Consider the following 24,525-nt stretch of genomic DNA (forward strand, 5'->3'; position numbering starts at 1 on the left):
GCCTTTTTAGACACCTTCTTTATTTGTTTATGGTGTTTCGAAACCATATTTCTTGTAAATTTCTCTCGCTTCTTTGGTCTGCATAAAACCTAGAAAGTCTGCTGCGGCTTTTGCCCTTGGGGCATTCTTTAAGCTAGCAATCTGATACTTGGCCTTTACGTTATCAGCATTTGGAATCGCGACTTCATCAACAGGGTGCTTAAGCAGTTTCTGAAATACAACTTCAGAATGCCATACAGGAGCTGCATCGGCTTGTTGATACAATATCCGCATGGGACTCTCGCGATGGTGAATCTTCGTGAGATAGGTAGTTCCATCTTTTACCTTCGTTTCCATGATCTGCTTTTCCAGTTGTTTACCGCCGATCTTGTTGTAAACAGATACAATTTGATTTCCCACACCTTCCCAGGCCGGATTAGGCATTGCGACGCGTAGCGTAGGTTTTGCTAAATCTTTAATACCCGTTACTTTCGAAGGGTTTCCTGCAGGGACCATAATAGTCAACTTATTGAAAGCGTAAGTATCTATTTTGTTGAAATGCTCTTTCATGCCCTGAATTCTATTGGTGCCGGCGGCATACACATCGGGTTTATGTGTAATGCGAAGGTTTCCAATCGTAATGGAACCTCCTTCAATCTGTTTCGCAAGAATACCCGGAGGTAGGGTTTCTACGAAAATACGCTCGTATTCCGGATGTTGCTTCTTAAAGGCGGTGATCAACTCCGGGATGCACATAAACTGGTTGCCGGCGAAGAAAACCACCAATTGCGGGTCGACGATATCGCCATATAGATCCGGTACATTGTCTATTCCGGGGATGGTGAAATTGACGGCAGACTCCGGGGATGGATTCCATGGCGGATCATATCTATGCTCTTGGGCGTTGCTGTTTTGTTGCATGATGAAAACACTAAGTAGTGCGACAATAGATTTCTTTAATGCGGATGTATTCATGAACTTAAGGTTTTACGATGGTCCAACCTTCTGATCCGCGAATAACAAGTTCACCATTCCCACTAGGCACATAGCCAATAAAGTCAAACATCTGTTCTTTGGTCAAGTTGCGCTCCTGTAGCGAATTGCTACACTGCGCTACCCGTACGCCTTTATTGATCAGGTCTTTGATCTGCGTTTCGAATGCGGATGTTTTCAAAAGTGCTTCAGTACCACCAGAAAAGGTAATCAACTCAACTTCAACTTTACCCTTTAGACGAGGATCGTTGAGTAAGTTGTTGATGTTTCTGATCGCTTTTTTAATAATATCCGGGTTATTGCTATCCAGCTGATAGATCACTTGATAGTGTTTCTTATGCGCTTCAGCGCCTTGATATTCCGCGTTTTCTTTCAGTTTTGTTTCCATATTCTTGTTGTCTTGGGCGTACAGGCTCATCCCCAATAAAAGTGAGCAGCCTAGTACAATAAATTTTTTCATATGCTTAAAAATTAAAAGGTCCGTATTTATGTTGTTCTTGTGTAATATTATCCGCATATGGCGGATATGCGGCATCTCTAGGTTTCTGGCTTAACACAGGGTAATCCAGCTCCTTGTTGGACTTTTGAGGACGGTCGAAGGAGTTTATATAGGCCGCAACATCAAAAGCTTCCTCATCGCTTAAAACAGGCTCTAAGGGATCAACACCTAAAGGCATGTTGCCTTTGATAAACTTTGCCGCTGTGATAACCCGCGCCATACCTGCTCCATCGTTGAAAGAATCCTCTCCCCATAATGGTGGATAAACATAGCCATCCTTCGGATTGTTTGCCACTTTAGGCAATCCTTGTCCATCTGCTTGATGACAAGAGACGCATTGTTTCTGGAAAACGAGTTGTCCATGGTTGAGGTCAGCTTTGCGGTCTGGTACTTTTAAGTCTACAAAACCTTGCCCTTTAATCCGTTTCCCGATCAGTACATCAGCACTTAAGTGTTTGATATAACTGACCATGGCCAGCATTTCCCTGCTGTCAATGGGTAGCTTCTTTCCGTTCATACTCCGCTCGAAGCAGCCGTTAATGCGGTCTTCCAAGGTGCCAACCTTGCCGTCGCGCCCACTATAAACGGGGAATAAGGCGCTAAGACCAACGTAAGGCGCGGCATAGGCTTTTGTGCCGGCTTCCAGGTGGCAGGAAGCGCAGGCAAGGCGATTCCCAGTAAAGGCCGCAACTTTAGGATTTTCAGGACCTAAATACTTATACGTTTCACGAATAAGTTGTTCGCCGTAGGCGGCCATTTTTCCATCCTCTGTATCGGGATAGGGGCTGAGCTTGAAATCTTCCACGCTGTTCAACAGCTGGCCATCCGCTTCTTTCGAAGGTTGCTCCACTGCGGCAGATGCATGCTGCTGTTGAAATGGGATAAAAGGAAGCAAGAAAATAAGGATCACTAGCAAGACAAAAAGGATAGACATCGCTTTCGTTATTCTGCTGAGCTTATTGATCTCGCGAAGTAAGTTTACCGGTTGGTTAGAGTGATTTGCCATGGAAGCAAACTTAGCCTACTTTCCATAAGCGTTAAAACGGTATTCTGTTATACCTTATAACTATTTGTTATGGAAGTTTTTCAATTCTCTATTCAGGAATCGCAGGAATTGCTTTGGAAGATCCGAAACTTCCCCATGCAGATGAACGAGATATAAGTTGCGCGCAATAGCCCATTTATCATTCATTATCTCTGCTAATTTGCCGCTTTCGATCTCTTCTTTGACGGCAAATTTTGAGAGAATCCCAATACTATCTTTGTATTGGATGTATTTTTTAATTGACTCGGAGCTAGACATTTCAACGCGATTGATCAGATGTTTTGCATCAATCCCTATCTCTTTAAACCGTTGGAATACGATATCATTTGTTCCCGAGCCCGGTTCTCTAAAAACAAACTCCTGCTTGCTGAAATCATCTATAGAAAGCTCCTGTTGTTGAAAGATCGGATGCTTGCTGCGAGCAATAAAGATCAGTTGATCGTCTAATATTTTAGTGTATTTTAAAGACTTGTCCTCGGCCAAACCCTCAACAAATCCAAGCGCAATCTTCTGTTCGAATAACCACTTTGTTACATGCGCAGTATTGCCATTATACAACTTGATATTGACTAATGGGTTTTCCTCCGTGAATTTAGCGATGAGTTGCGGAAGAATATACTGCGACAGGGTAGTGCTAGCGCCAATCACGAGATTACCCTTTAGTTTATCATTTAAAAGCCCAAGCCTATAATCTAGCAATTCGTATTGCTTACTGATCGTACTTGCAGCCTCCATTAATGTTTTACCAGCTTCGGTAAGCTGTAGACGGTTTCCATTCCTTAGAAACAGCGCATGCCCTACCAGGCTTTCCAGCTCCTGAATATGTTTGGAAACAGCAGGTTGACTGATGAAAAGCTCACGCGAAGTCTTCGTAAAGCTTAAACTCTTCGCTGCATGGTAAAATACTTTGATTCTAAAATTAACTTCTAACATCAGATTATGTTATTGAACTTTTGAATATTGAAGAAATAGATAGATTTCAGAGAAGGATTAAAATAGACTCGATCGGTCTAAATAATACTCTAATTTCTAAAATCTAATCCCGCCATAGGTCTAAATATTAACTACTAACTACTTCAATCTTCCACCGCGCTTTCCTTCACGCTGTACTTATAAAACAAGGTAAAGGGATCTGAGGGATAAACTGCTGCGTCGGGATTATGTTTGAACGGTACTTGCTGATCAAAAAGCTCTTCTAACGTACTTTTCAGAAATGCCACAAAAACCTCCTTTTGCTCAGCGAGGGTTTGATGGCTAAGCACAAAGCTACCATTATTGTTCTTAAAGACCGTGCCGTCTTCACGCATCCTTCTTGCGACGTATAGGTGAGGCTCGAGATTACGAAGGCCCGTTACTTGCTCATATACATAGGCATAGAATAGCGTTTGAACCAGCGCCTTATTTTCCGTGTTTGCCGCAAATACTACATCTAGGTTGCGGAATGTTACGCTATCCGCACCTGTTTTGTAATCGACGATACGAAGCTTTGTTTGCCCGTCTTTTGTGAGCACTTCATCAACGCGGTCGATAATACCATATAAAGTTACGGTTTCAATGCTGCCGTTGATTTCAATAGGGAAGTCTAGGATATAATCATCACTATTTTCTAGCTCGACAATACGGATCGCCTGATACTGGTCGATATCATATTGCAAGTACATTTTCACATACTCCGTAGCAATCTTGTGCATGATACGCTGCAAGCTATTGAGTTCATTGACCGTATTGAAGCTTGTGAGGTATTCATTACCAATCTGCTTCAAGACCACTTGATCTGCTATTTCCAGTTTCGCTTTCAAGCTTTCGGTTGCAACAAAATCATCGACTGCTTTTAGCGGAGCCAATAGTTCTTCCATACTCTCATGGATGACCGTTCCGAGTTTATTCATCTCGAATTCCTGACTTATGGAAGGTGGTTCCTTGATGTCGGCGACATATTTCAAGAAGAATTGCAGGGGCGATTGCAGGTAGCTAGTGAATGCAGAAGCGGAAATTCGCTTCCCATGCTTGATATAGCTGCCGTATAGTTTATTCCAAACCTCGCCTGTTTTCTCGATAACCAATTCCTGCGGCTGCGTTGGAAAAGTCAGCGGTTGTTGTTGCGTATGTTTTACGAAGTTGAACTTGGTTTCAAACTCTAATTGTTTGATGAAGCGACTTTCCTCGCCCGAGCTGCTTTCACTGACTACCGCATTGTAGAATAGATGAATATCGCTACTGTATTGAAAATGGCGATAGAATAAATAAGCCGATAGGGCGTCTTGGTTTTCTAAGACAGGAAGCCCGTATGCTTTTCGCAAGTTGTTGGGCAGGAAAGTTGGCGAATTCGATGTCTTCGGCAAAATGCCTTCATTGGCACCCAGGATATACACCTGATCGAAGTTCAGACAGCGACTCTCTAACAGCCCCATGATCTGCAAACCTTTAAGTGGGTTACCCTCAATAGCCGAGCTAATCGGTCCGAGGGCCTTTCTGATCAATCCGATTTGGAATCCAATGCTCAGTTTTCCCAGATTGGAGAATCCCAGTTGGAGCTGATTCAGCACCTTCTTCGTCTCCATCAGCAGGTTAGACTCAATCTGCCGGATACGGTCGTTGTCTGCCAGCGAAAGCAATAAACTGTCGATCATTGCGCTTAAGGTCGATATAGTCTGCTCGGCAGACTGTAATTTGCGGAAGAAATGCGGCAGTACCGATTGGCTGATATCGATTTCCTTGACCTCCACTTCAAACAATTGCTTATCTGCCGACTCAGTCTGTATCTGTTGCTTCTGTTGCTTCGACACCTTACTCATCGGATTGGTTAAGTAGGTCTCCAACAGCTGATAAGGAATTTTTTCTTTATGTTGCTGGGATATCAACACCTGCACATTCATCCAAAGATCCAACAAACCATAGATTGGCGATTGAATTAGCGGATATCCGGTCGTGATATTCACATCCGTATAAGGTAAACTCTGCAAGAGCGGAACGAGCATGCTTTCATCGGCAAGTAGAATAGCCGATGACTTGCTCTGATCCTGATTTTCGCTCAACAAGTCGTATAGCAATTTCGTTTCGCTGATCTTTCCTAAGCTCTGATACACATGTACATCATCTGCTCGGTTCCCGATAACGTTTGGAACATCGCCTAAAGCATTCAATAATCCCGTTTGGAAAATGTTGCGTCGGATAAACAGACCTGCTTCCTGTAGTTTATCATCCAGGTAATGGCTGTCCGCATCGAAATAGAAAAGCGCCTTGCCCTGTTCCTGCCATTCTCTGAATAGTTTAGCTTCGGCTCTGTTGAGGGCATTGAAACCCACGAAGAGTACTTGTTTAAACTGGTCGACAAAGATCTCATTCTCTGCCTTACCCTCCGCCAAATCGCGGTATATGGTTGGGAAATTCGTCTGACCTTCAGCTTGCAAACGCTCTTTAAATGCTTTGTATAATTTAGGTAGTCTGCGCCATAAGCGAAGGAATCTTTTCTGTACCCCTGTGTGTCCTTGAATACTGAACGACTGCCAGAATTGTCGAATAAAAGCCTGCTGCTCGGGCGTGAAATGCTGGAAGGCAAGCTCAATTTCCGTCGTGTCGGAAAGCTCCATAAAGATATGGGCAATATCCACCAGGTCGTAATCAAGCTGACTGAAGTCGCTGAGGATAATCTCCGCGATGGGATAAAACTCTTCTAGGGTCTCCGGTTCGACGCCTTCCTTGGCGAGCAGCTCATTGTGAAGCTCGTATAAATAGAAGAACTGACTGATAGGCGATGCCTGTACCTTCGTCGTCGACAAGCTAAAGAACTCTTGGATGGTAAAGAATTGTGGCGACCAGATTGCCTGCTGATAAACATCGACCAGATGCTTTTTCAAATAGGTAATCGGTCTTTTATTATTGAAAACGACGGCAATATCAGAGATATCTTTGCCATATCGTTGTTGAATATCTTCTGCTACTAGGCGTAGAAATGCTTTGTTCATAGGGATTGCTTAAATAACTTCTACTAATTCTTTTGATTTGGCATAATACAGATAGCCTTTTACATTTTCATAACCTACATTTCGGATGGCCTTCATGTATTTATCAACCTGCGCCTTGTGGCCTACATAATCTCCCTGCGTGAATTTGAAATCTAGCACTATCGTACTGTTGGGGCTGGTAAATACCTTGTCGGGGCGAATGGTCTCCCCATCGGCTGTAATGATGCTTGCTTCGTTCCAAATCTTAAAATCACCATTCAACCAGCTATTGATTTGCGGGTGATGCCATATTTCGTGGATCTCCTGCAACAGTGCCTCGCGGTCTTCCATAGGGAGAATCCCCTCCTGAATATATTTATCGATCAGTAGATCAATATCTTTTTCCTGCGATGCCTCCGATACGATTTCATGGGCCAGTACCCCATATTGCGCCGCTTTCTCCATCATCAGGATATTATTGATGCTTCTAGTGCTCGCGTGTTCCCATTCCTTTTCCAATACATTGGATATCGGATAATGTTGGAGCGCGATATAATTGCCTTCGGCTTTCAAAGCTTCATCCGATTTGCTGATGATATGCTGTATATTGAGCTGATTGTTTTCCAACTTGAATACCGCGTTATCTGCTGAGAGGGCTTGTATCAGTAAATCAGAAATATACTCGTTGCTCGGCTCAAAACCTTTAATTTCACCAGTCTTCTTGTCAACATTCTGTTTAAACTGAGGCGCCGAAATGTATAAGTGCTGTTTCGCACGGGTGTTCGCGACATAGAAAGTGTTTAACGCATCCATGTAATTGAAGAGCATCTCTTCGAAATACTGCTGATAGAATATCGAGTTGCCGAGTGATTTACTGTACTTTATAGGAATCTTTCCTAAGGCTGCGAAAGGACTGTTCTCCACATTGATCCAAAAATCGCCTCGCGACATCCCGTCTAAGCTCCAAGAACAGAAAGGAAGCATAACGACATCATAAGCGAGACCTTTAGATTTGTGGATGGTGGTAACCTCAATGGCATCAATCTTTCCGTTGCTTGGAAGCACTGCTTTTTCGCCATCTTCCAGCCAATATTCCAGGAATTGTATCAAACCGCGCTCGCCCATAGCGGAGAAGGCGGTGATGATATCTTTAAATGCCAGTAAATAGGGCAGGTGAATGCTGCCTTCATCAGTTAATCCATAGATCTCGATCAGTTTCTCCGACAGATGTATCAATGGCATTTTCTGTAGAGCATCCCATTGCGCAATCAGTTCATCAGGCACTAAACCCTGAAGTTCCTGAATATTATTGTCTCTGAATTTTAACCAATAGGATTGGTCAAATGCAGAGTTTCCTTTGCTTAGTTGATAGAGGTAGGCCATGTTGGCATGTTGAATAACATGCTTGTCTGACTGGTAGACCAGCGCTTTGAATGTTTCTACCAATAACTGGATCGCATGATTCGAAACCAAAGTAAGCGCATCACCAGAGATCACCTCATAGTTCAACTGATGGGTGTTTTTGTAATCCATCAATTGTTGAATAAGTAGTCTGGCCTGCGCATTACTACGAACGAGGATACCAATCTGCGACGGCTGATAGCGTCCGCTGCTGATCCATTCGGCAACTTTTTCGCAGAGGGCATCGATAGATGCTTCCTCGACCTGATTGCGCCTGCGCGCTCCATTCTCTACCGGAAGAAATGTTATCTCAATAGAGCCTTGGTTCGCAGCATCTGCCTGCAGTTGCTCCGGTAGTTCCTGATTGCTGCCTTCGTAAGCTTTGATCAGCATCTGGTCATTCCCTGTGGCAGTCCACCATTCCTTACCTTCCTTATTCAACGATTCAATTACCTGCTCATTCAATACATTTTGCATCAATTGAGGAATACTGCTGAAGAGGTAATTGTTCAACTTAATGATATTCGGAAGGCTGCGGTAATTGGTCAACAGCGCACCCTGATCGATAAATTGTGGTCTCGATTGTTCGTTCAGGTGGAACGAGTCGGAAACTTGCTGCTCGACTTGTTGTAGCAAGATTCGCCAATCGCCGTTTCGCCAGCGATAAATACTTTGCTTCACATCGCCCACAATAAGATGCTCGCTCATTTTTCCTTGCGAATTGGCGAGCGCATTGAGTAGGAGTGGGCTATAGTTTTTCCATTGAATTCTAGACGTATCCTGAAACTCATCAAACAGGAAATAATTGTATCGGTTCCCTATTTTCTCCCATATAAAAGTAGGATCGTTGTTTTCATCTAATCCTAATTTGTTCAGTAGAATCTGCGAGTCCGAAATCAGTTGCGATGCATTCTCTTTGCGCCATAAACTCAAGAGGTCGCTCATCTCTTTCAACAAACGCAGGAAGTAGAGGTTAGCTTCGACCGCTTTATAAGCGATATAGCTTGGAAATAGTTTGTGTATCTCGAAGATCGTCTGCAGCGCAGGTTGAATGCCGATTTGTAGGTCGTATCTAACTTCTTTATTCTGATCGGTAAAAGCGTCATCATTATCCTGGAGGATCAGGAACTTATCGAATATCTTTTGCAGATCTGTTTCATTGATTTTGTGCAGGTTGCTATCGACTTTACTTGCGGAAATGAGCTTGTTGCGAGACTTGTTTTTCATTTCCGACTCGTCTACGCCCAAGGAGCGGAATGTTTCCTTGAAGGCCTCGATTGCATGAGAAAAGGTGGCAAGGAAGGCTTTAGACTTCTCGGCTATTTCTTTCTGCAGTAAATTGAAAACCTGATTGGTGTCGGCAGTGAGCAAGTAGGAGTCAAATTCCTGGAAGTTTTCTGAAAAAATAAGACCTGCCAATGCCATAAGTTGCTGTCGGTAGTTCCAGTTTTCATTATTCGCTATCTTTTGCTCCGCGTACGCGATAATCCATTCTAATAGTTCAGGTTTCTCATCCAAAAGCTGATTCAGCATAATGGTCAGATCCTTTTTCACCTTATTGGTATTCATTTCGATGGCATACGCTGCATCAAGGTTGAGCTCATAGGTGAAGCTACGGATTACCTTTTGGGAGAAACCATCGATGGTGCTGACCGAGAAATGGCTATAATCGTGCAGTATGCGGCGATAAACGCGATAAGCTTTCTCCTGCAAAGTGTTGGCATCCCATTCGGGATATTGCTCTAATAGAAGTTTTCTATAGCTTTCAATATTCCTATGCGGATCAGCGATTGCAAGACCATGCAGTACGGATAGAATACGTTCTTTCATCTCCGCCGTTGCTTTATTGGTAAATGTAACGGCGAGTATCTCCCGGTAGTTGCTTTCCTTGGCGAGCAATAGACTGAGGTAATGTACTGTAAGACTGAATGTTTTTCCAGACCCGGCAGATGCCTTGACGATCTTTAGAGGTGCTTTTCCTGACATAGCAATGAACGCGGATTTATGAGGTTGAATATCGCTAATATCGGCTTAATCCTCAAATTTAATCCGAAATAGGGAGATGCAGTTTGAGGTACGCCGATCTTCGGTGTTTCTGCGTTAACAATCTTTTGATATTTAGCTTTTTAGTAATTATAATTTTTGTATCTTTGCGTCCCCTCCTGCATGTAGCAACGGGGGATATGTTGAATACATAAAATAAATTAAAACATGGCAACTAAAATCAGATTGCAAAGACACGGTAAAAAAGGAAAACCTTTTTACCATGTAGTAGTAGCAGATGCACGTGCTCCACGTGATGGTAAATTCATTGAGCGTATCGGTTCTTATAACCCGAACACTAACCCAGCAACTATCATCTTAGATTTCGATAGAGCATTAACATGGGTGAACAATGGTGCACAACCTACTGACACAGCTCGCGCTATCCTTTCTTACAAAGGTGTTCTTTACAAAAAACACTTACAAGGTGGTGTGAAAAAAGGTGCTTTCGATGAGGCTAAAGCAGAAGAATTATTCGCTGCTTGGACTGAAGGAAATGATGCGAAAATCGAAGGTAAAAAATCTGGCTTAGCACAATCTAAAGGAGAAGCTAAAAAAGCTGCTCTAGCTGCTGAAGCTAAGAAAAAAGAAGAAAAAGCTGCTGCTATCGCTGCTAAAAATGCTCCAGTTGAAGAAGCTGCTGCAGAAGAAGCTGCCGAAGAAGCTGCTGAAGAAAACACAGAAGAAACAGAAGGATAATCCTTTCGAAAATCTTTTATTGAAAAAAGGCCGGTCTGCTATGCAGACTGGCCTTTTTTAGATATTAGACATAAGATATTAGACATTAGAGTAGGGCGGGTTAGGGATTTTTTCTGAATCAGTAAAGAAGATTTGTTATACCCGTGGGTTTAGAGAGGAAGAGGAATTTTGTTTTGAACCAAGAAAGGGAGGATACTAGGATTGGCAAGATCCTGTTAATCTTTTTATCCTTCCTTTCCTAGTTGAGAAAAAATCCCTCGACACTACTGTCTAATATCTTATATTTAAAATCTACTCCCGGCATTGGTCTAAATACTAACTACTAAATACTAGCTTCGACATTGATCCAATACTTACCCCAATCAGAGCCGCTCTGAATGGGCTTTGATTGGGGTCTGAAAAGGCAATAGATAAAGTGAGTCTGCTTCTAGTCCCAATGCGGCGGAAAGAAAGCCAGCTAGTCAAAAGTAAAAATGCCAACCTTTCGGTTGGCATTTTTACTATCTATCAAAGGTCTAATTGTCTAATGTCTAACATCTAACATCTAAGCCTACTGTGTTGGATTTTGTGTCAATTGCCCAGGATAAGAGTTGATTGCCGATTGTGGGATGTAATAGATTACACGGTAATCGGTAGCAGGGATTACTGTTTTTTGCTCATGTGGTCCTGGGTAGTCGCGTGTGAGGGATTTTCCGTTGCGAAATACATCATAGCTGCGTTCTGCTTGGAAGGCTAATTCTAACTGACGTTCTTTATCGATTTTTTCGCTTGCGTCGGCTGCTGATAGACTTGTATAGGCGCCGTTTTCAATAGAACGCGTACGGATTTTGTTTAAGTCTGCTAATGCTTCAGCATATTTACCGAGTTTTGCATTGGCTTCTGCCCGGTTTAAGTAAATTTCACCTAATCTGCTGATTACTGGTGAGTGCAGGTGCGAGTTCTCGCCTTCGCGCGATGCTTTTACAATGTAGAACTGTGGGTAAGCACGGTTCAAGGAAATGTAATAGTCTAAAACACCGGTATAGGTTCTTCCGTCTTTATGCTTGATCGAATAGATTCCTTGTGAGGCATTTACAGGCGTCAGCGTGTAACGGTCCACAACAGGTTTTTTGTCTACCGTTGTTACTTCCTTCGCGATCAATGTATTTCCACTGCGAATGATGGTGTCTTGCATGTAGTTTTTAGAAGTCTCGCTATCTTGTTTGATGTAGCGGAAAACTTCGGTGTACTTACCGCCGTTGTCATCGTAGGTAGGTTCGATAAAAGCAGCACGCGCATCAACGATCTTGTAGCTATCGGGTCTCCAGTCATTTCTGCCGGTTTCGTTCAATAGATCGATGTATTTTGCACTTGCGTACATTTCTCCCCAACCTTGACCACCAATGTTTGCATACATACCACCAACACCATAGTAATGATCGCTGCCCGAGAATTCAGATGCTAAGCGTTTTACGGCAAAGATTGTTTCTTTGTTGTTCTCTGGAGTAAAAGTATTATAGCGCATGAATTCCGCGCGACCTAACAGGTTGAATTTGCCTGAGTTGATCACTTTATCCGCATATTCTGCTGAAAGTTTCGCGTACTGCGCATTTGGCGCTTCATAAGTTCCGCTCATGTATAAGTAAACACGTGAAAGCATGGCTTGCGCTGCTTCTTTGGTAGCGTAGATATTACCTTTACTTAGCGTCAGCAATGATTCAGCTTTCGTTAAGTCGGCGATAATCTGATCGTATGTTTCTTTCACCGTTGCGCGGTCTGGGAAGTTCAGGTCGCCAAGTGGGTTCTCCGGTGTTCCGTTTACAATTGGCACACCAAGGTTAGTTTCCGGGCTTTGGTAGTATGGGCGGCCGTATGCACGCACCAAGTAAAAGTACATTAAGCCGCGGATGTAGTAACATTCCCCAATCTGGTTGTCTACATCTACGCTCTCGCCTTCTTTTAGGAATTTCATCGCATTCGACGCTTGTGCAATCGCCTTGTAGCTGTAGTCCCAGAAGTTTGATAAGCGGTAGTTATTCGGTGTGCGGGAGAAGGAGATGAACTCATAGAAAGCATCTGTTGATGCTCCACGAATCATCATGTTATCACCTGCGTATTCACCAGCGCGGTGCATGGGATCAGACCATGCTTTTAATTGTGCGTATGCACCTGTAATCAAGGCTTGCGGATTCTCCGCGACCCCTTCTGTATCCATTGATCCTTTTGGCAATCTGTCGATCTCGCAAGAGGAGAACAATGCTGTTGCCGATAGTATAAATAATAGCTTTTTCATATGATATAATCCCCTCAATTAAAATGTAACATTCAAACCAAACATAAACTTACGTGTTGCAGGGTAAACCGCAGGAAGCGCTGTTTCCAACAGTTTTCCAGTTTCCGGATGGATCGTTGCTTCTGGATCTACACCCGAGTAATCTGTCCATGTGAATAAGTTTTCGCCAGACAAGAATACTCTCACGTTGCTTAAATAGTATTGAGGTAGTTTGAATGAATAACCTACAGCTAATGATCTTAATCTTAAGAAGTCATTGCTTTCCAGGTATCTTGATGATGCTTTGTTACCGTTGTTGGAGTTGTTGTAGCGTGCTACCGGGTGAGTGGCTACATCGCCTGGTTTTTCCCAACGGCTCCAACCATCTTGTAATTTCATTTGGTTTCTGTCAACATATGCTCCGTCAGCATCTAATTCCTGGCGTGCATAGTTGTATTTCTGTCCACCGATAGAGAAACCGAAGTTCGCTGTCAAATCGAAGTCTTTGTAAGCTACGAACGTTCCGAATCCGCCGAATAAGTCTGCTGCTGCTTTGCCCATTTTACGGTATGTTCCCTCAGCGTATTTTTCTGTTTTGCTTTTGCCGATTACATTTCCTTCAGCGTCCAAATCATCTTTGTACCACATTGGTTTACCGTTGTCTGGATTTACGCCAGCCCATTCGATCATGTAATAGGTGTCGACAGGAGCGCCAATCTCTAATAGGCGTTGTGCCGAACCCGCGATGCCGGAGTTGTCGCCCGCAATAATAGGTTTTGAGATCAATTCGCCGTTTTGCAAGGTTTTGTAAAGGTCGGTCAATTTGTTTTTGTTATGTCCTAAATTGAGGTCCATACTCCATAACCAGTCTCCTTTTTTGATGATATCACCACCAATAGTCAATTCATAACCTCTATTTTGCATTTCACCAACATTTCTCCAAATCGATGTAACCCCGATTAAGCCTGTTACCGGAACTTGGAACAATACGTTGTCTGTCGTTTTGTTGTAGTAATCAGCGGTTAGGCGTAATCGATTGTTGAAGAATCCCGCATCTACTCCTACGCCTGCAGTATAGGTGTTCTCCCATTGTAGGTTCGGGTTTCCGATTTGGTTAATTAAGGCACCGGGCGTACCGTTGTAGCCTGATTGGGAGGTGATTGCGTAAAGGTCGTACTGTGGATATAGGGATGTTGGCTTATTACCTACAGAACCGTATGCTGCGCGAAGTTTTAAGTTGTTGATTTTATCAACATTGAACCAGCTTTCGTTGTGGATATTCCATGCTCCACTGATCGAGAAGAAATTGCCATATTTTACGTCGGTACCGAAATTGGAAGCACCATCTCTACGGAAGGACGCTTGCGCTAAATAGCGGTTGTCGTATGCGTAGTTTGCATTGGCAAGATAAGACTGAGTTGCCCATTCGTTGATTGAACCTTTTGTACGCTCTGGTTTAGCAACAACGTCCAACACTTCGAAGCCAGGTAAGAAGCCTGTTCCATAGATATCAATAATCTTTTCGTTGAAATCGTTGAATTCATAGGCAACAATACCATTAACTGCATGCTTGTCCCACGTTTTGTTGAAGCGCAATAATTGGTTCGTATAGCGCCGTGTATTGTCTAAACGATATTCTGTGATACGGCCTAACACACTTTCACCTCCATTGGAACGTGGATCTGTGTATCCTGAAGAAGAATATAAGTTCGTGCGGTAGCTATTTACCGATGCGAATGTCAACCAATCTGTTAAACGAATATCGAAGTCGAAGTTACCTTGTAGTTCATAGTTAGTGGTTGCAGATTTGTTCCATTGCAAGTCGTATAAGTAGTTCGTGCTTGCATTGTTTACCCATCCGCTGTAGCGGTGTGGTACTAAACTTCCATCCGCATCATATGGGCTATCCCAAGGTAGGTTAGTCACCATAGCACCTGTATCATATTGTCTATCGTCGGTACCTCTACGTGCGGCAACGATCGAAGGTTTGATGCTCAACCATTCGAATGGCTTGTAAACCGTATTCAAACGGATATTGTAGCGGTCGTAGTCAAAACCTTTGACTGCTCCTAATTCATTGTAATATCCTAGGGAAAGGTAAGATTGTAAAGTTTCATTACCGCCTTGTAGGGAAATGTTGTGGTTTTGGGTGAATCCGTTGCGAGTTGCGACATCCCACCAATCGAAGTTTGAGTTTCTTAACTCTTCATTCCATCTCGGGAATTTGATGTCACTTGCGTTTTGGAAAGACGAGAAGTAATCATATAATTCTGCACCGTTCATCATTTGCATATTTCCATTCGTCAACTGGTTGAAACCTAATTTCGTAGAATAGGAAAGTTGCATTTTCTGCGATCTAGGTGCTTTTGTCGTCACGACTACCACACCATTGGCTCCTTGCGATCCGTAGAGCGAAGTTGAAGCAGCGTCTTTCAGCACGGTTAGATTGGCGATATCATCTGGGTTTAAATCGCCTGGGCTGTACCCTACGATTACACCATCGATTACCCATAGTGGGCTAGTAACACCGTTTACGGAAGCTTGTCCGCGGATAACAACAGCACCACGGGTTCCCGGTCTACCCGTACTTGGCGCTACATAAACACCAGCAGCTTTACCGTTCAACATGTTCTCCACCGATGGAGTTGTCACGTCTCTTAGTTTTTGGCCGCTCACATTTTGTAATGCACCAGTTAAGCTTTCTTTCTTTTGTTGAATACCATAACCTACAACAACAACTTCATCTAAAGAATTCACAGATTCTTCCAAGTCGATATTCATGTTATTCGATTCGATTTTACGTTCTACTTTTTCATAGCCTACAGCGGAGATAATTAAGGTTTGGCCCACTTTAGCATTGATGGAGAAGGCTCCATTTTCATCTGTTGAAGAGATGATTTTTGGATCTTCTTTTACGCTGATGGTAACAGCGGCTAATGGTCCTGTAGCACCTTTAATAGTACCACTAACTACTTCTTGAAAAGCAAGGGCATGAATAGAACTGGATTCTTTTAGGTTAGATGCTAACACAGCATCTGGGGTAAGTAGGGCTAATGTCAGTACCGATGTAATTGGGTAAAACGTACTGGCAAGAAATGCCCTGGATAATCTTTTTTTGCACATAAGCGTCTTGTTTAATAAAAGTAGATCTTGGCTACACAATTTAGTATTGTTGCGGCAATATTAACTTTTTGTAAATAGAATGCTATATCATTTTTAAACTCAAACGTTTGCGTATTTTTATGCAAACGATTGCATATGCAACAACATGTAAATGGCTTTTTAATATAAATAGTAATACTTTTGATATCATTAAGTTGCTTCAACAACTATGTATCAATTAATTATATCCCTGTCATTTTGCCTGATTTTCATTGTTTTTTTGATTTTCCTAATTGTTAAATTGGACGGTATTGCAGCGGCGTGCCTTAGGCGTTTTATTGTCCGATTATTTCTGTACTTTTGTATTTAAATTCATGCTATGACAATCGATCAAACATTCTATATAGGTTACATCAGTAAAACCCGCGGCTTGAAAGGGGAGGTGCAATTATTCTTTGAATTTGAGGACTATATGGATTTGGATTTTGATGTATTGTTTCTCGAGGTGAATAAGAAGTTAGTACCCTACTTCGTTGATACGTTGAAGATGCACAACAATAGTACGGCTTACGCTACTTTTGAGGACATCGATCATATTGATAAGGCCCAGCCTTTGATCAAGAAGAAAATGTATTTGCCGCTAGATCAGAAGCCTGAGCGAGATCCCGATGATTTCCGTTACACGGATTTAGTAGGTTACATGGCAATTGAAGAGGAAGAAGGTGAGCTTGGGGAGATTACACAGGTGCAAGAGATGCCGCAGCAGTTCATCGCTACGGTCGATATGGATGGCACGGAAGTGATGTTCCCATTGAACGAAAACTTCATTGTAGGCATAGATCCTGAGGAACAGGTTGTTGTACTTCGTCTTCCTGAGGGATTGATCGATATGTATTTCGAGCAGTAGAACGGCGTTTTCGATATTTTTCCATTTTATTTTCTGGTTTTCATTTTGAGTTCTTGCTTCTATTAGCGATATTAGCCCTCGCTTATAGAGAAAGGCAGAGGGACTAGACCCGCTGAAGCCTTAGCAACCTGTCCCTTGACAAGGTGCTAAATTCTACCCCGATAGGGAAAGATAAGCTGAAACTCAGGTATCGCTGTGTTTTCTCTAAGCCTAAAGGAATTTTATGAAAATCGTAGACCACATTAAGAACGCACAGGGTAAGACCCTATATTCATTTGAGTTATTGCCACCGGCAAAAGGACAGGGAATTCAGAGTATTTTCAAGACCATGGATGAGCTTATGGAGTTCAATCCGCCTTTTATTGATGTTACTTACCATCGCGAGGATTACCTGTATAAACAGCATTCCAGTGGTCTATTAGAGCGTGTCGCCTATCGTAAGCGTCCGGGCACTGTTGCTATCTGTGCTGCGATTATGAGTAAGTATAAGGTGGATGCGGTTCCGCATTTGATCTGTGGCGGTTTTACGAAAGAGGAGACCGAGAATGCTTTGATTGATCTTAACTTTTTGGGTATTGATAATGTGTTGGTACTACGCGGAGACGCGAGAAAAGGTGATTCGGACTTTATACCGACGGTTGGTGGTCATGCCTATGCGACGGATCTTCTGGAGCAGGTCGTTGATATGAACAATGGTCGTTATCTCCATGAGGATATCGAGAGCTCGGCAAAGACCGACTTCTGTATCGGAGTGGCGGGCTATCCGGAGAAGCACTTCGAGGCACCAAACTTTAATACAGACTTTAAATGGTTGAAGAAGAAGGTGGAAATGGGTGCGGAGTTTATTGTTACGCAAATGTTCTTCAACGTGGAGAAGTACAAGGAATTTGTGACGAAATGTCGTGAGCATGGTATCCATGTTCCGATTATTCCGGGTTTGAAACCCCTGACAACGAAGAATCAGTTGATTACGCTTCCTCGAATCTTTCACTTGGATATCCCTGAGGAATTGAGCGATGCTGTGGATGCATGTAAGACTAATGCGGATGTGCGCCAGGTAGGCGAGGAGTGGTTAGTGCAACAGTGTAAAGAACTGATTGAGTTTGGCGCGCCAGTATTACATTTCTATACAATGAGTAATCCGGGACCGACGAAGAAGATTGTAGAAAAATTAGTGTAGGATTAGATATTAGATTTTAGACAATAGATATTAGAGCGTGGAGCCGATGTTTTAGATTTCGGTTTTGTGTTATAAGATACAGGAGCCAAGACGAGAGTCTTGGTTTTTTTGTTTTTGGTTTTATTTTGGGGGACATTGATTGTTTGTTTTTTTGCCTTTGACTGTGTGTGTGTAGGTGTGGGGGCTATTGATTACTGTTAAAATTTGTTAAGCGAAGCGCAGTTTCTGGTTTTCAGTTTATCTTTATTCGGAATTACTAACCTATACTCATATGAGCTATCAAAAACTGAATAACCTTCTCGGCTGGAGCTGTGGAATCCTTGCGACTTTAGTGTATGTCCTTAGCGTTGAAAAGTCAAGTAGTTGGTGGGATACGGGCGAATTTATTGCTTCGGCACATAAATTAGAGGTTGTTCATCAACCTGGGGCACCCTTGTTTCTGATGATACAGAACGTGTTTTCGAATTTCGCAATGGGCGATGTCAGTAAAATAGCATATTGGATGAACATTGGTTCGGCAATTTGCAGCGGTTTGACGATTGTATTTCTATTTTGGACAATCAGTGCTATTGCGAAGAAACTGGTTCTGAGCGATGGGGAATGGACCTCGGCAAAGTTGTACCAGGTTTTTGGAGCCGCGATTGTGGGTTCGTTGGCTTATAGTTTTACGGATTCTTTCTGGTACTCGGCAGTGGAGTCGGAGGTTTATTCGATGTCGTCACTATGTACTGCCGTTGTATTTTGGTTGGCGTTGAAATGGGATGCACGGGCAGATGAACCGCATAGTAATAAATGGTTATTGGCGATTGCCTATGTAATGGGGCTTTCTATCGGGGTGCACTTGTTGAATCTTCTGACTATTCCGGTGATTGCTTTGATGATATATTTCCGCAGGACGAATAAGGTCGAGTGGAAGGGGATTGCTAAATCCTTAGGTTGGGGCGTATTGGCCTTAGCATTTGTACTGTGGGGCGTTATTCAGTATAGCGTTCGCTTTGCTGCTAATTTCGACCTTTTCTTTGTCAATAGTTTGGGACTTCCGTTTGGATCGGGTGTGGCGTTTTTTATAGCGCTTTTAGTTGCTGGGATTGTTTTCGGGCTTTATTATGCTGCTCGTAGATCAAATCCGATTGTGCATTTGGCGCTGTTGAGTTTGAGTTTTATCTTTTTAGGATTCGGATCTTATAGCCTGTTATTGATTCGCGCACAAACGAATATTTCTTTGAACAACTATGATCCGGATAATGCCTTCAATTTATTGAGTTATTTAAGTCGGGAGCAATATCAATCGGAGCCTTTATTTAAAGGGCAGACTTTTGATGCGCGTCCCGTTGATATGACGTCCGGTTCGACCTATAGAAAGGATGCGGATCGCTATACCAGGATCAGCAGCAATAACCGCTATGTTTATGATAAAGAGATGTTGTTCCCACGGATATATAGCGATAAACATACGGCATTTTACCGTCAGTATTTAAATATTCCTGAGGGGCAGTCGCCTAGTATGGGCGATAACTTGAAGTTCTTCTTCAATTATCAGTTGAACCATATGTATGCTCGCTACTTCCTCTGGAACTTCGTTGGGCGTCAGAACGATGTGCCTAGTCAGGGGCAGGTTTATGCGGGCAATTGGTTGTCGGGAATCACATTTCTTGATAATCTCCGTTTGCCTGGACAGTCGCATTTGTCAAATAGCATGTTAAAGGATCCGAGCAGGAATACTTATTTTTTCTTGCCTTTATTGCTTGGTTTTCTTGGGATATTATGGCAGTTGAAGAAGAGCAAGAAGGATACGGCTATTTTGGGATTGCTGTTCTTTTTCACTGGTTTGGCAATCGTGATTTACTTGAATCAGACGCCTAATCAGCCTAGGGAAAGAGATTATGCTTACGCGGGGTCATTTTACGTATTTGCGATCTGGATTGGATTAGGGGTAGTTGCTGTTGTGGACTTGTTAACGAAATTAGTGAAGGTTCCGGCGAAGACCTTAGCTTTGGCAAGTTCTGCTATCTGTTTGCTGGCTGTTCCGACTTTACTGTTGAAGGAAAATTGGAATGATCACAATCGATCGGAGCGTATGATGACCAGAGATTTTGCAATGAACATGCTGAATTCTTGTGCGCCAAATGCAATCCTATTCACCTATGCGGACAACAATACTTTCCCGCTGTGGTATTTGCAGGAGGTAGAAGGTGTTAGACCGGATGTACGGGTGTTGAATTATGGTTATCTGCAGTCTGATTGGTATGTGGAGCAGGCTTTAACCGACATTAACGAGTCGAAAGCATTGCCATTGGGATTTGCTTATGATAAGGTGAAGCGTGGACAACGGGATGGTATTCAGGTGTTTGATATGGGGGTAGAGGGTTATACGGATGTGAAGACCGTATTGGATATTATGCTTTCGGATAATCAACAGAATATGATGCAATTGCAGTCTGGGGAGTATGTGAATGTCATGCCGACGAAGAAACTGCAATTGAAGATTGATAGAGAGCAGGTGTTGAAGAATAAGGTAGTACCGCAGGAGTGGGAAAACGCTATTCCGGAATATATGCAGTGGGATTACAATCAGAATTATGTGTCGCGTGCAGAGCTGAGCCTAATGGGCTTGTTGGAAAATAATAATTGGGAGCGACCGATTTACTTTGTGAAGCAGGCACCTAATGATATTTTCATGGGGATGGATAAGTATTTAGCATCGGAAGGGCTAGTTTACCGTTTGATGCCGGTGGAAGTTGGTCAACAGGCTGATGACGCTACTTTGATCAATACAGAGGCAATCTATACAAATGCGGTAGAGAAGTTCAAATGGACGGATATCAAGAATCTTGATTACTTTGATACCGACTCTAATTTTATCTATGATTCTTATGTGCAGCCGAATCTGTATGTACAAGGACTGGAGAGTTTGGTGCAGAAGAATAAGCTTCCGGAAGCGAAGAAGCTAGCGCTAGTTGCTTATGAGCATCAGCCTAAGGAGCCAAAGACTATGCGCCAGAGTTATTTGAATGCAATACTTGCAGATACCTTAGTGAAGGTGAAGGAGCTTGATAAAGCGAAAGAACTGGCGGCAAAGAACATCAAAGCGATAGACGAGAAGCTGAATTACCAAAAAGGTATTATGGAAGCTTCTGAGGGATATGATCTGTATAGTATTCAACTCGGCTTAGGAGCATTGGAAAGATATCAAGCTATATTGAAGCAGATTGGTGACGAGGGATTGGTTGCAGAAGGGAATCGGGTTTGGAGTAAGTATGAGCAGGCATGGCTGCAGGGGAGTTGAGAAAATATATCAATAATTAGATTTTAGATAAAAGAAAAGAGGAGCGAAAGCTCCTCTTTTTATTTTATCTAATTCTTTAAAATTATTTTTTTGCTTCCTTAGCCCAAGAGTCTTTCAATGTTACCGTACGGTTAAACACTGGCTTTTCAGCCGTTGAAAGTTTGTTGTCTGGTGTAAAATATCCTAGGCGGATAAACTGATACCCTTTTCCAATCTCCGCGTTTGCTAAGTCTGGTTCGATATAAGCTTTTTCGATGATTTGTAGACTATCCTTGTTGATCGATGATTTGAAATCTTCGGCAGCCGCAGGGTTTTCGTCATGGAATAAACGGTCGTAAAGTCTCACCTCTGCTTCTTTGGCATGCTCGACCGATACCCAATGGATAGTTCCTTTCACTTTCATGCCGGAAGTGTCTTCTCCTGATTTTGAGTTAGGTGCGTATTCACAGTAAACTTCTGTCACATTGCCTTGCTCGTCTTTCTTAAAGTCTGTACAAGTAACAATATAGCCGTGTTTCAAGCGTACAGAAAGTCCAGGTCCTAATCGGAAGAACTTCTTAGGTGCATCTTCCATGAAGTCATCACGCTCGATCCAGAGCTCTTTTGAGAACGGAATAATACGTGACCCCTCGCCACCTTCTACTTCAGGGTTATTTTCACCGTGCAGCTCCTCAACTTGGCCTTCTGGATAGTTCGTGATAATCAACTTAATCGGATCAAGAACTGCCATTCTGCGCCATGCTGTTTTATTCAAATCTTCGCGGATACAGAACTCCAAAAGACTAACATCAATCATGTTTTCGCGCTTTTGTATACCGATGCGTTCGCAGAAATTACGAATACTTGCAGGCGTATAGCCGCGTCTGCGCAGTCCTGAGATCGTCGGCATACGTGGGTCGTCCCAACCTTCAACGAATTTCTCGTTTACTAATTGCAACAGCTTACGCTTGCTCATTACCGTGTAGTTTAGATTTAGGCGAGCAAATTCGTATTGTTTCGACGGGAAAATCTCCAGTCTATCAATCAACCAATCATATAATGGACGGTGCGGAATAAATTCTAGTGTACAAACAGAATGCGTGATTTTTTCGATGGAGTCTGATTGTCCATGTGCGAAATCATACATCGGATAGATACACCATTTATCTCCTGTACGGTGATGATGAGCATGCTTGATGCGGTAGATAATAGGATCGCGCATGTGCATGTTCGGACTCGCTAGATCTATTTTCGCACGTAGTACTTTCTCTCCGTCCTTATACTTGCCTTCGCGCATTTCTTCAAACAACTGAAGGTTTTCTTCAATGCTGCGGCTGCGTGCTGGCGTAGGAGTTCCCGGTTCAGTAGGCGTACCTTTAGCCGCTGCGATTTCTTCAGCAGTACTGTCATCTACATAAGCGAGATCCTTTTTAATCAACTCGACAGCATAGGCGTATAGAGTATCGAAATAGTCGGAAGTGTATAGCTCTTCAGCCCACTGGAATCCCAACCATTGAATATCGTGCTTAATACTATCCACATACTCCACATCTTCCGTTACCGGGTTGGTATCATCAAAACGTAGGTTTGTTTTTCCGTTATACTTCTGTGCTAATGCGAAGTTTAAACAGATGGATTTTGCATGTCCGATATGAAGATAGCCATTTGGCTCGGGAGGGAAACGTGTTAGCACGCGGCCATCATTCTTCCCATTTCGAAGATCCTCTTCGATAATCTCTTCAATAAAATTCAATGATTTTTCTTCTTCTACCATGTAGCAAAGTTAGGTATTTCATCGATATATTGGATGAGATGGTACCGAATACTTACTGCTTTTTACTTATTTTCGGGTTATTAAATATTCATTATGAGATTTAGATTTTTCCTACTTATTTTCTTGCTCCTTCCAGTGGTCACTTTCGCGCAAAAAAGACCAAAGCCAAAGATGCTGATATATGCGGATGGTTTTGTGGGTTGGGCTGCTGCTGTTCAAGCCAGCAAGTCTAATGTCGAGACGATTTTAGTAATCGACAATCTTGATTTCTTAGCAAGCAATTCCAATGAGAAAGTTGTTATTGATCAAAAATATAATCTGAATGGTGGGATTTGGATGGAATTGCTCATGGATATGGCGATGAGTAAGACGAAAGACCAAGTACTGGCGAACACCGTGAAAAGTGACTTTAGCCCTAGACTAGCGACGAATAGTATCGAGCGGTTTAAGGCGAAGATGCAGGGTGTAACGATTATTGTTGGGGAGGATATCAGCAAATGCGAGCGGGGGAGGAGGAACTGGCAGTTGATGTTGTCTAATAAGGAACGCTTTAGCGTACCTGTAGTAATCGACGCTACAAAGGATGGGAAGCTTTATCGAAACCTAACATTGCCTGATACTATGGCGGCGAGAAAAACTGCATTCTTGCCCGTATCGCAAGTTACATTGCCCTTAAGTCGTACGACGATGGCAGTAGAAGAACGCGCCGGAGAAGTGTATCTGGCTACTTTACAACAGCTTTTGAATGCTCAATATGAAAACATGTTCAGCATAGGTCCCGGAAGCGAATTGAGCGATTCGCCCAATGATATACCTATGAGCATTGCGCTAGGACAAGGATTGGCTGCAGTTGCAGGTTATTGCGCTTTTTTTGACACAAACATCGAGAAACTTGATGTCCGAAAAGTACAATCGGAATTACTTACTTTCAATGCTAGATTGAATCCGTATGTTGATATTGCAATTGATGATCCGCATTATGCTTCTATTCAAAAGTTCTATTTAACAGGGTTCTTTCTAGGAGAAGTAAAGGATGGTGCTATGTACTTCCATAAGGATACCGCAGTTAGGTTCGATGATGTCAAAGGAGTCTTAAATGATATCTATTCTCGCAGTCAGCTATGGTTTTTAGACAACTACCGAAATGAAGAAATGAAATGGAAGGACTTGATTAGCCTAATCAAGTTTGTTTCCTTGAAAGGGGATGAGGTTGAACAACAACTCATAAAGGAATGGTCTACGAAAAGAAAGTTTGAAGGAAATTATGATCCCGAAGCCTTTGTCACGCGAGGGCAGCTTGCAGTTGTTACGGATCTTTATTCCGCGTCCTATGCAAAGGCAATCAGCGTGGATGGGCAGTTTAAAAAATAGCAGTTGCTAAATGAATATATACAATAAAAGCTTGTTCGAATGAACAAGCTTTTATTGTTGAATTTTAATGAG

14 protein-coding genes and 1 riboswitch are annotated in these 24,525 nt (G+C 42.7%); of the genes, 5 read left to right on the top strand and 9 right to left on the bottom strand.

Annotated elements, in window-relative coordinates:
- Positions 1-27: 27 nt before the first annotated feature.
- From B2400_RS12520 to B2400_RS12545, 6 genes are all read right to left on the bottom strand, one after another.
- Positions 28-954, bottom strand: a complete 927-nt coding sequence (locus B2400_RS12520; RefSeq protein ID WP_286652204.1) for a substrate-binding domain-containing protein — start codon at positions 952-954, stop codon at positions 28-30.
- Positions 955-958: 4 nt separating this feature from the next.
- A complete protein-coding gene (locus B2400_RS12525; RefSeq protein WP_149524704.1) occupies positions 959-1,432 on the bottom strand; it encodes a DsrE family protein in 474 nt (157 codons plus the stop codon).
- A gap of 4 nt (positions 1,433-1,436) precedes the next feature.
- A complete protein-coding gene (locus B2400_RS12530; protein ID WP_293933817.1) occupies positions 1,437-2,477 on the bottom strand; it encodes a c-type cytochrome in 1,041 nt (346 codons plus the stop codon).
- Positions 2,478-2,537: 60 nt separating this feature from the next.
- Positions 2,538-3,449, bottom strand: coding sequence for a LysR family transcriptional regulator (locus B2400_RS12535; RefSeq protein ID WP_149524706.1), 912 nt, complete (start codon positions 3,447-3,449; stop codon positions 2,538-2,540).
- Between the two features lie 143 nt (positions 3,450-3,592).
- Entirely contained in the window at positions 3,593-6,481 is a 2,889-nt protein-coding gene (locus B2400_RS12540) for a PD-(D/E)XK nuclease family protein (RefSeq protein WP_293933820.1), read from the bottom strand.
- Between the two features lie 9 nt (positions 6,482-6,490).
- Positions 6,491-9,847 carry a UvrD-helicase domain-containing protein gene (locus tag B2400_RS12545; RefSeq protein ID WP_293933823.1) on the bottom strand — a complete coding sequence of 1,119 codons (3,357 nt, stop codon included), beginning with the start codon at positions 9,845-9,847 and terminating at the stop codon, positions 6,491-6,493.
- Positions 9,848-10,072: 225 nt separating this feature from the next.
- On the opposite strand from B2400_RS12545, the gene B2400_RS12550 reads away from it, so the two are divergent.
- A complete protein-coding gene (locus B2400_RS12550; protein ID WP_149524709.1) occupies positions 10,073-10,603 on the top strand; it encodes a 30S ribosomal protein S16 in 531 nt (176 codons plus the stop codon).
- A 550-nt stretch (positions 10,604-11,153) separates the two neighbouring features.
- On the opposite strand, the gene B2400_RS12555 is transcribed toward B2400_RS12550, so the two are convergent.
- Positions 11,154-12,875 carry a RagB/SusD family nutrient uptake outer membrane protein gene (locus tag B2400_RS12555; RefSeq protein WP_293933827.1) on the bottom strand — a complete coding sequence of 574 codons (1,722 nt, stop codon included), beginning with the start codon at positions 12,873-12,875 and terminating at the stop codon, positions 11,154-11,156.
- A gap of 18 nt (positions 12,876-12,893) precedes the next feature.
- Positions 12,894-15,977, bottom strand: coding sequence for a SusC/RagA family TonB-linked outer membrane protein (locus tag B2400_RS12560; RefSeq protein WP_293933830.1), 3,084 nt, complete (start codon positions 15,975-15,977; stop codon positions 12,894-12,896).
- A gap of 358 nt (positions 15,978-16,335) precedes the next feature.
- Here B2400_RS12560 and rimM point away from each other — a divergent pair, with 358 nt between their 5' ends.
- From rimM to B2400_RS12575, 3 genes are all read left to right on the top strand, one after another.
- Entirely contained in the window at positions 16,336-16,863 is a 528-nt protein-coding gene (gene rimM, locus B2400_RS12565) for a ribosome maturation factor RimM (protein ID WP_149524712.1), read from the top strand.
- 79 nt (positions 16,864-16,942) lie between these two features.
- Positions 16,943-17,041: riboswitch (SAM riboswitch) on the top strand.
- 45 nt (positions 17,042-17,086) lie between these two features.
- Entirely contained in the window at positions 17,087-18,043 is a 957-nt protein-coding gene (locus tag B2400_RS12570) for a methylenetetrahydrofolate reductase (protein WP_149524713.1), read from the top strand.
- A 271-nt stretch (positions 18,044-18,314) separates the two neighbouring features.
- On the top strand, positions 18,315-21,329 hold the full coding sequence (locus B2400_RS12575; RefSeq protein WP_293933833.1) for a DUF2723 domain-containing protein: 3,015 nt from the start codon (positions 18,315-18,317) through the stop codon (positions 21,327-21,329).
- A gap of 82 nt (positions 21,330-21,411) precedes the next feature.
- On the opposite strand, the gene B2400_RS12580 is transcribed toward B2400_RS12575, so the two are convergent.
- Entirely contained in the window at positions 21,412-23,082 is a 1,671-nt protein-coding gene (locus B2400_RS12580; RefSeq protein ID WP_286652212.1) for a glutamine--tRNA ligase/YqeY domain fusion protein, read from the bottom strand.
- Between the two features lie 93 nt (positions 23,083-23,175).
- On the opposite strand from B2400_RS12580, the gene B2400_RS12585 reads away from it, so the two are divergent.
- Positions 23,176-24,453 (top strand): FAD-dependent oxidoreductase, encoded by a 1,278-nt coding sequence (locus tag B2400_RS12585; RefSeq protein WP_149524716.1) that lies wholly within the window; start codon positions 23,176-23,178, stop codon positions 24,451-24,453.
- Positions 24,454-24,525: the final 72 nt, after the last annotated feature.

Source organism: Sphingobacterium sp. UBA6645 (assembly GCF_002455685.1).
GTDB classification, from domain to species: domain Bacteria; phylum Bacteroidota; class Bacteroidia; order Sphingobacteriales; family Sphingobacteriaceae; genus Sphingobacterium; species Sphingobacterium hotanense.

What these genes read in the sequence shown, in the direction of transcription:
- B2400_RS12520 (WP_286652204.1), bottom strand. Translation starts at nt 954, where the DNA reads ATGAATACATCCGCATTAAAGAAATCTATTGTCGCACTACTTAGTGTT.
- B2400_RS12525 (WP_149524704.1), bottom strand. Translation starts at nt 1,432, where the DNA reads ATGAAAAAATTTATTGTACTAGGCTGCTCACTTTTATTGGGGATGAGC.
- B2400_RS12530 (WP_293933817.1), bottom strand. Translation starts at nt 2,477, where the DNA reads ATGGCAAATCACTCTAACCAACCGGTAAACTTACTTCGCGAGATCAAT.
- B2400_RS12535 (WP_149524706.1), bottom strand. Translation starts at nt 3,449, where the DNA reads ATGTTAGAAGTTAATTTTAGAATCAAAGTATTTTACCATGCAGCGAAG.
- B2400_RS12540 (WP_293933820.1), bottom strand. Translation starts at nt 6,481, where the DNA reads ATGAACAAAGCATTTCTACGCCTAGTAGCAGAAGATATTCAACAACGA.
- B2400_RS12545 (WP_293933823.1), bottom strand. Translation starts at nt 9,847, where the DNA reads ATGTCAGGAAAAGCACCTCTAAAGATCGTCAAGGCATCTGCCGGGTCT.
- B2400_RS12550 (WP_149524709.1), top strand. Translation starts at nt 10,073, where the DNA reads ATGGCAACTAAAATCAGATTGCAAAGACACGGTAAAAAAGGAAAACCT.
- B2400_RS12555 (WP_293933827.1), bottom strand. Translation starts at nt 12,875, where the DNA reads ATGAAAAAGCTATTATTTATACTATCGGCAACAGCATTGTTCTCCTCT.
- B2400_RS12560 (WP_293933830.1), bottom strand. Translation starts at nt 15,977, where the DNA reads ATGTGCAAAAAAAGATTATCCAGGGCATTTCTTGCCAGTACGTTTTAC.
- rimM (WP_149524712.1), top strand. Translation starts at nt 16,336, where the DNA reads ATGACAATCGATCAAACATTCTATATAGGTTACATCAGTAAAACCCGC.
- B2400_RS12570 (WP_149524713.1), top strand. Translation starts at nt 17,087, where the DNA reads ATGAAAATCGTAGACCACATTAAGAACGCACAGGGTAAGACCCTATAT.
- B2400_RS12575 (WP_293933833.1), top strand. Translation starts at nt 18,315, where the DNA reads ATGAGCTATCAAAAACTGAATAACCTTCTCGGCTGGAGCTGTGGAATC.
- B2400_RS12580 (WP_286652212.1), bottom strand. Translation starts at nt 23,082, where the DNA reads ATGGTAGAAGAAGAAAAATCATTGAATTTTATTGAAGAGATTATCGAA.
- B2400_RS12585 (WP_149524716.1), top strand. Translation starts at nt 23,176, where the DNA reads ATGAGATTTAGATTTTTCCTACTTATTTTCTTGCTCCTTCCAGTGGTC.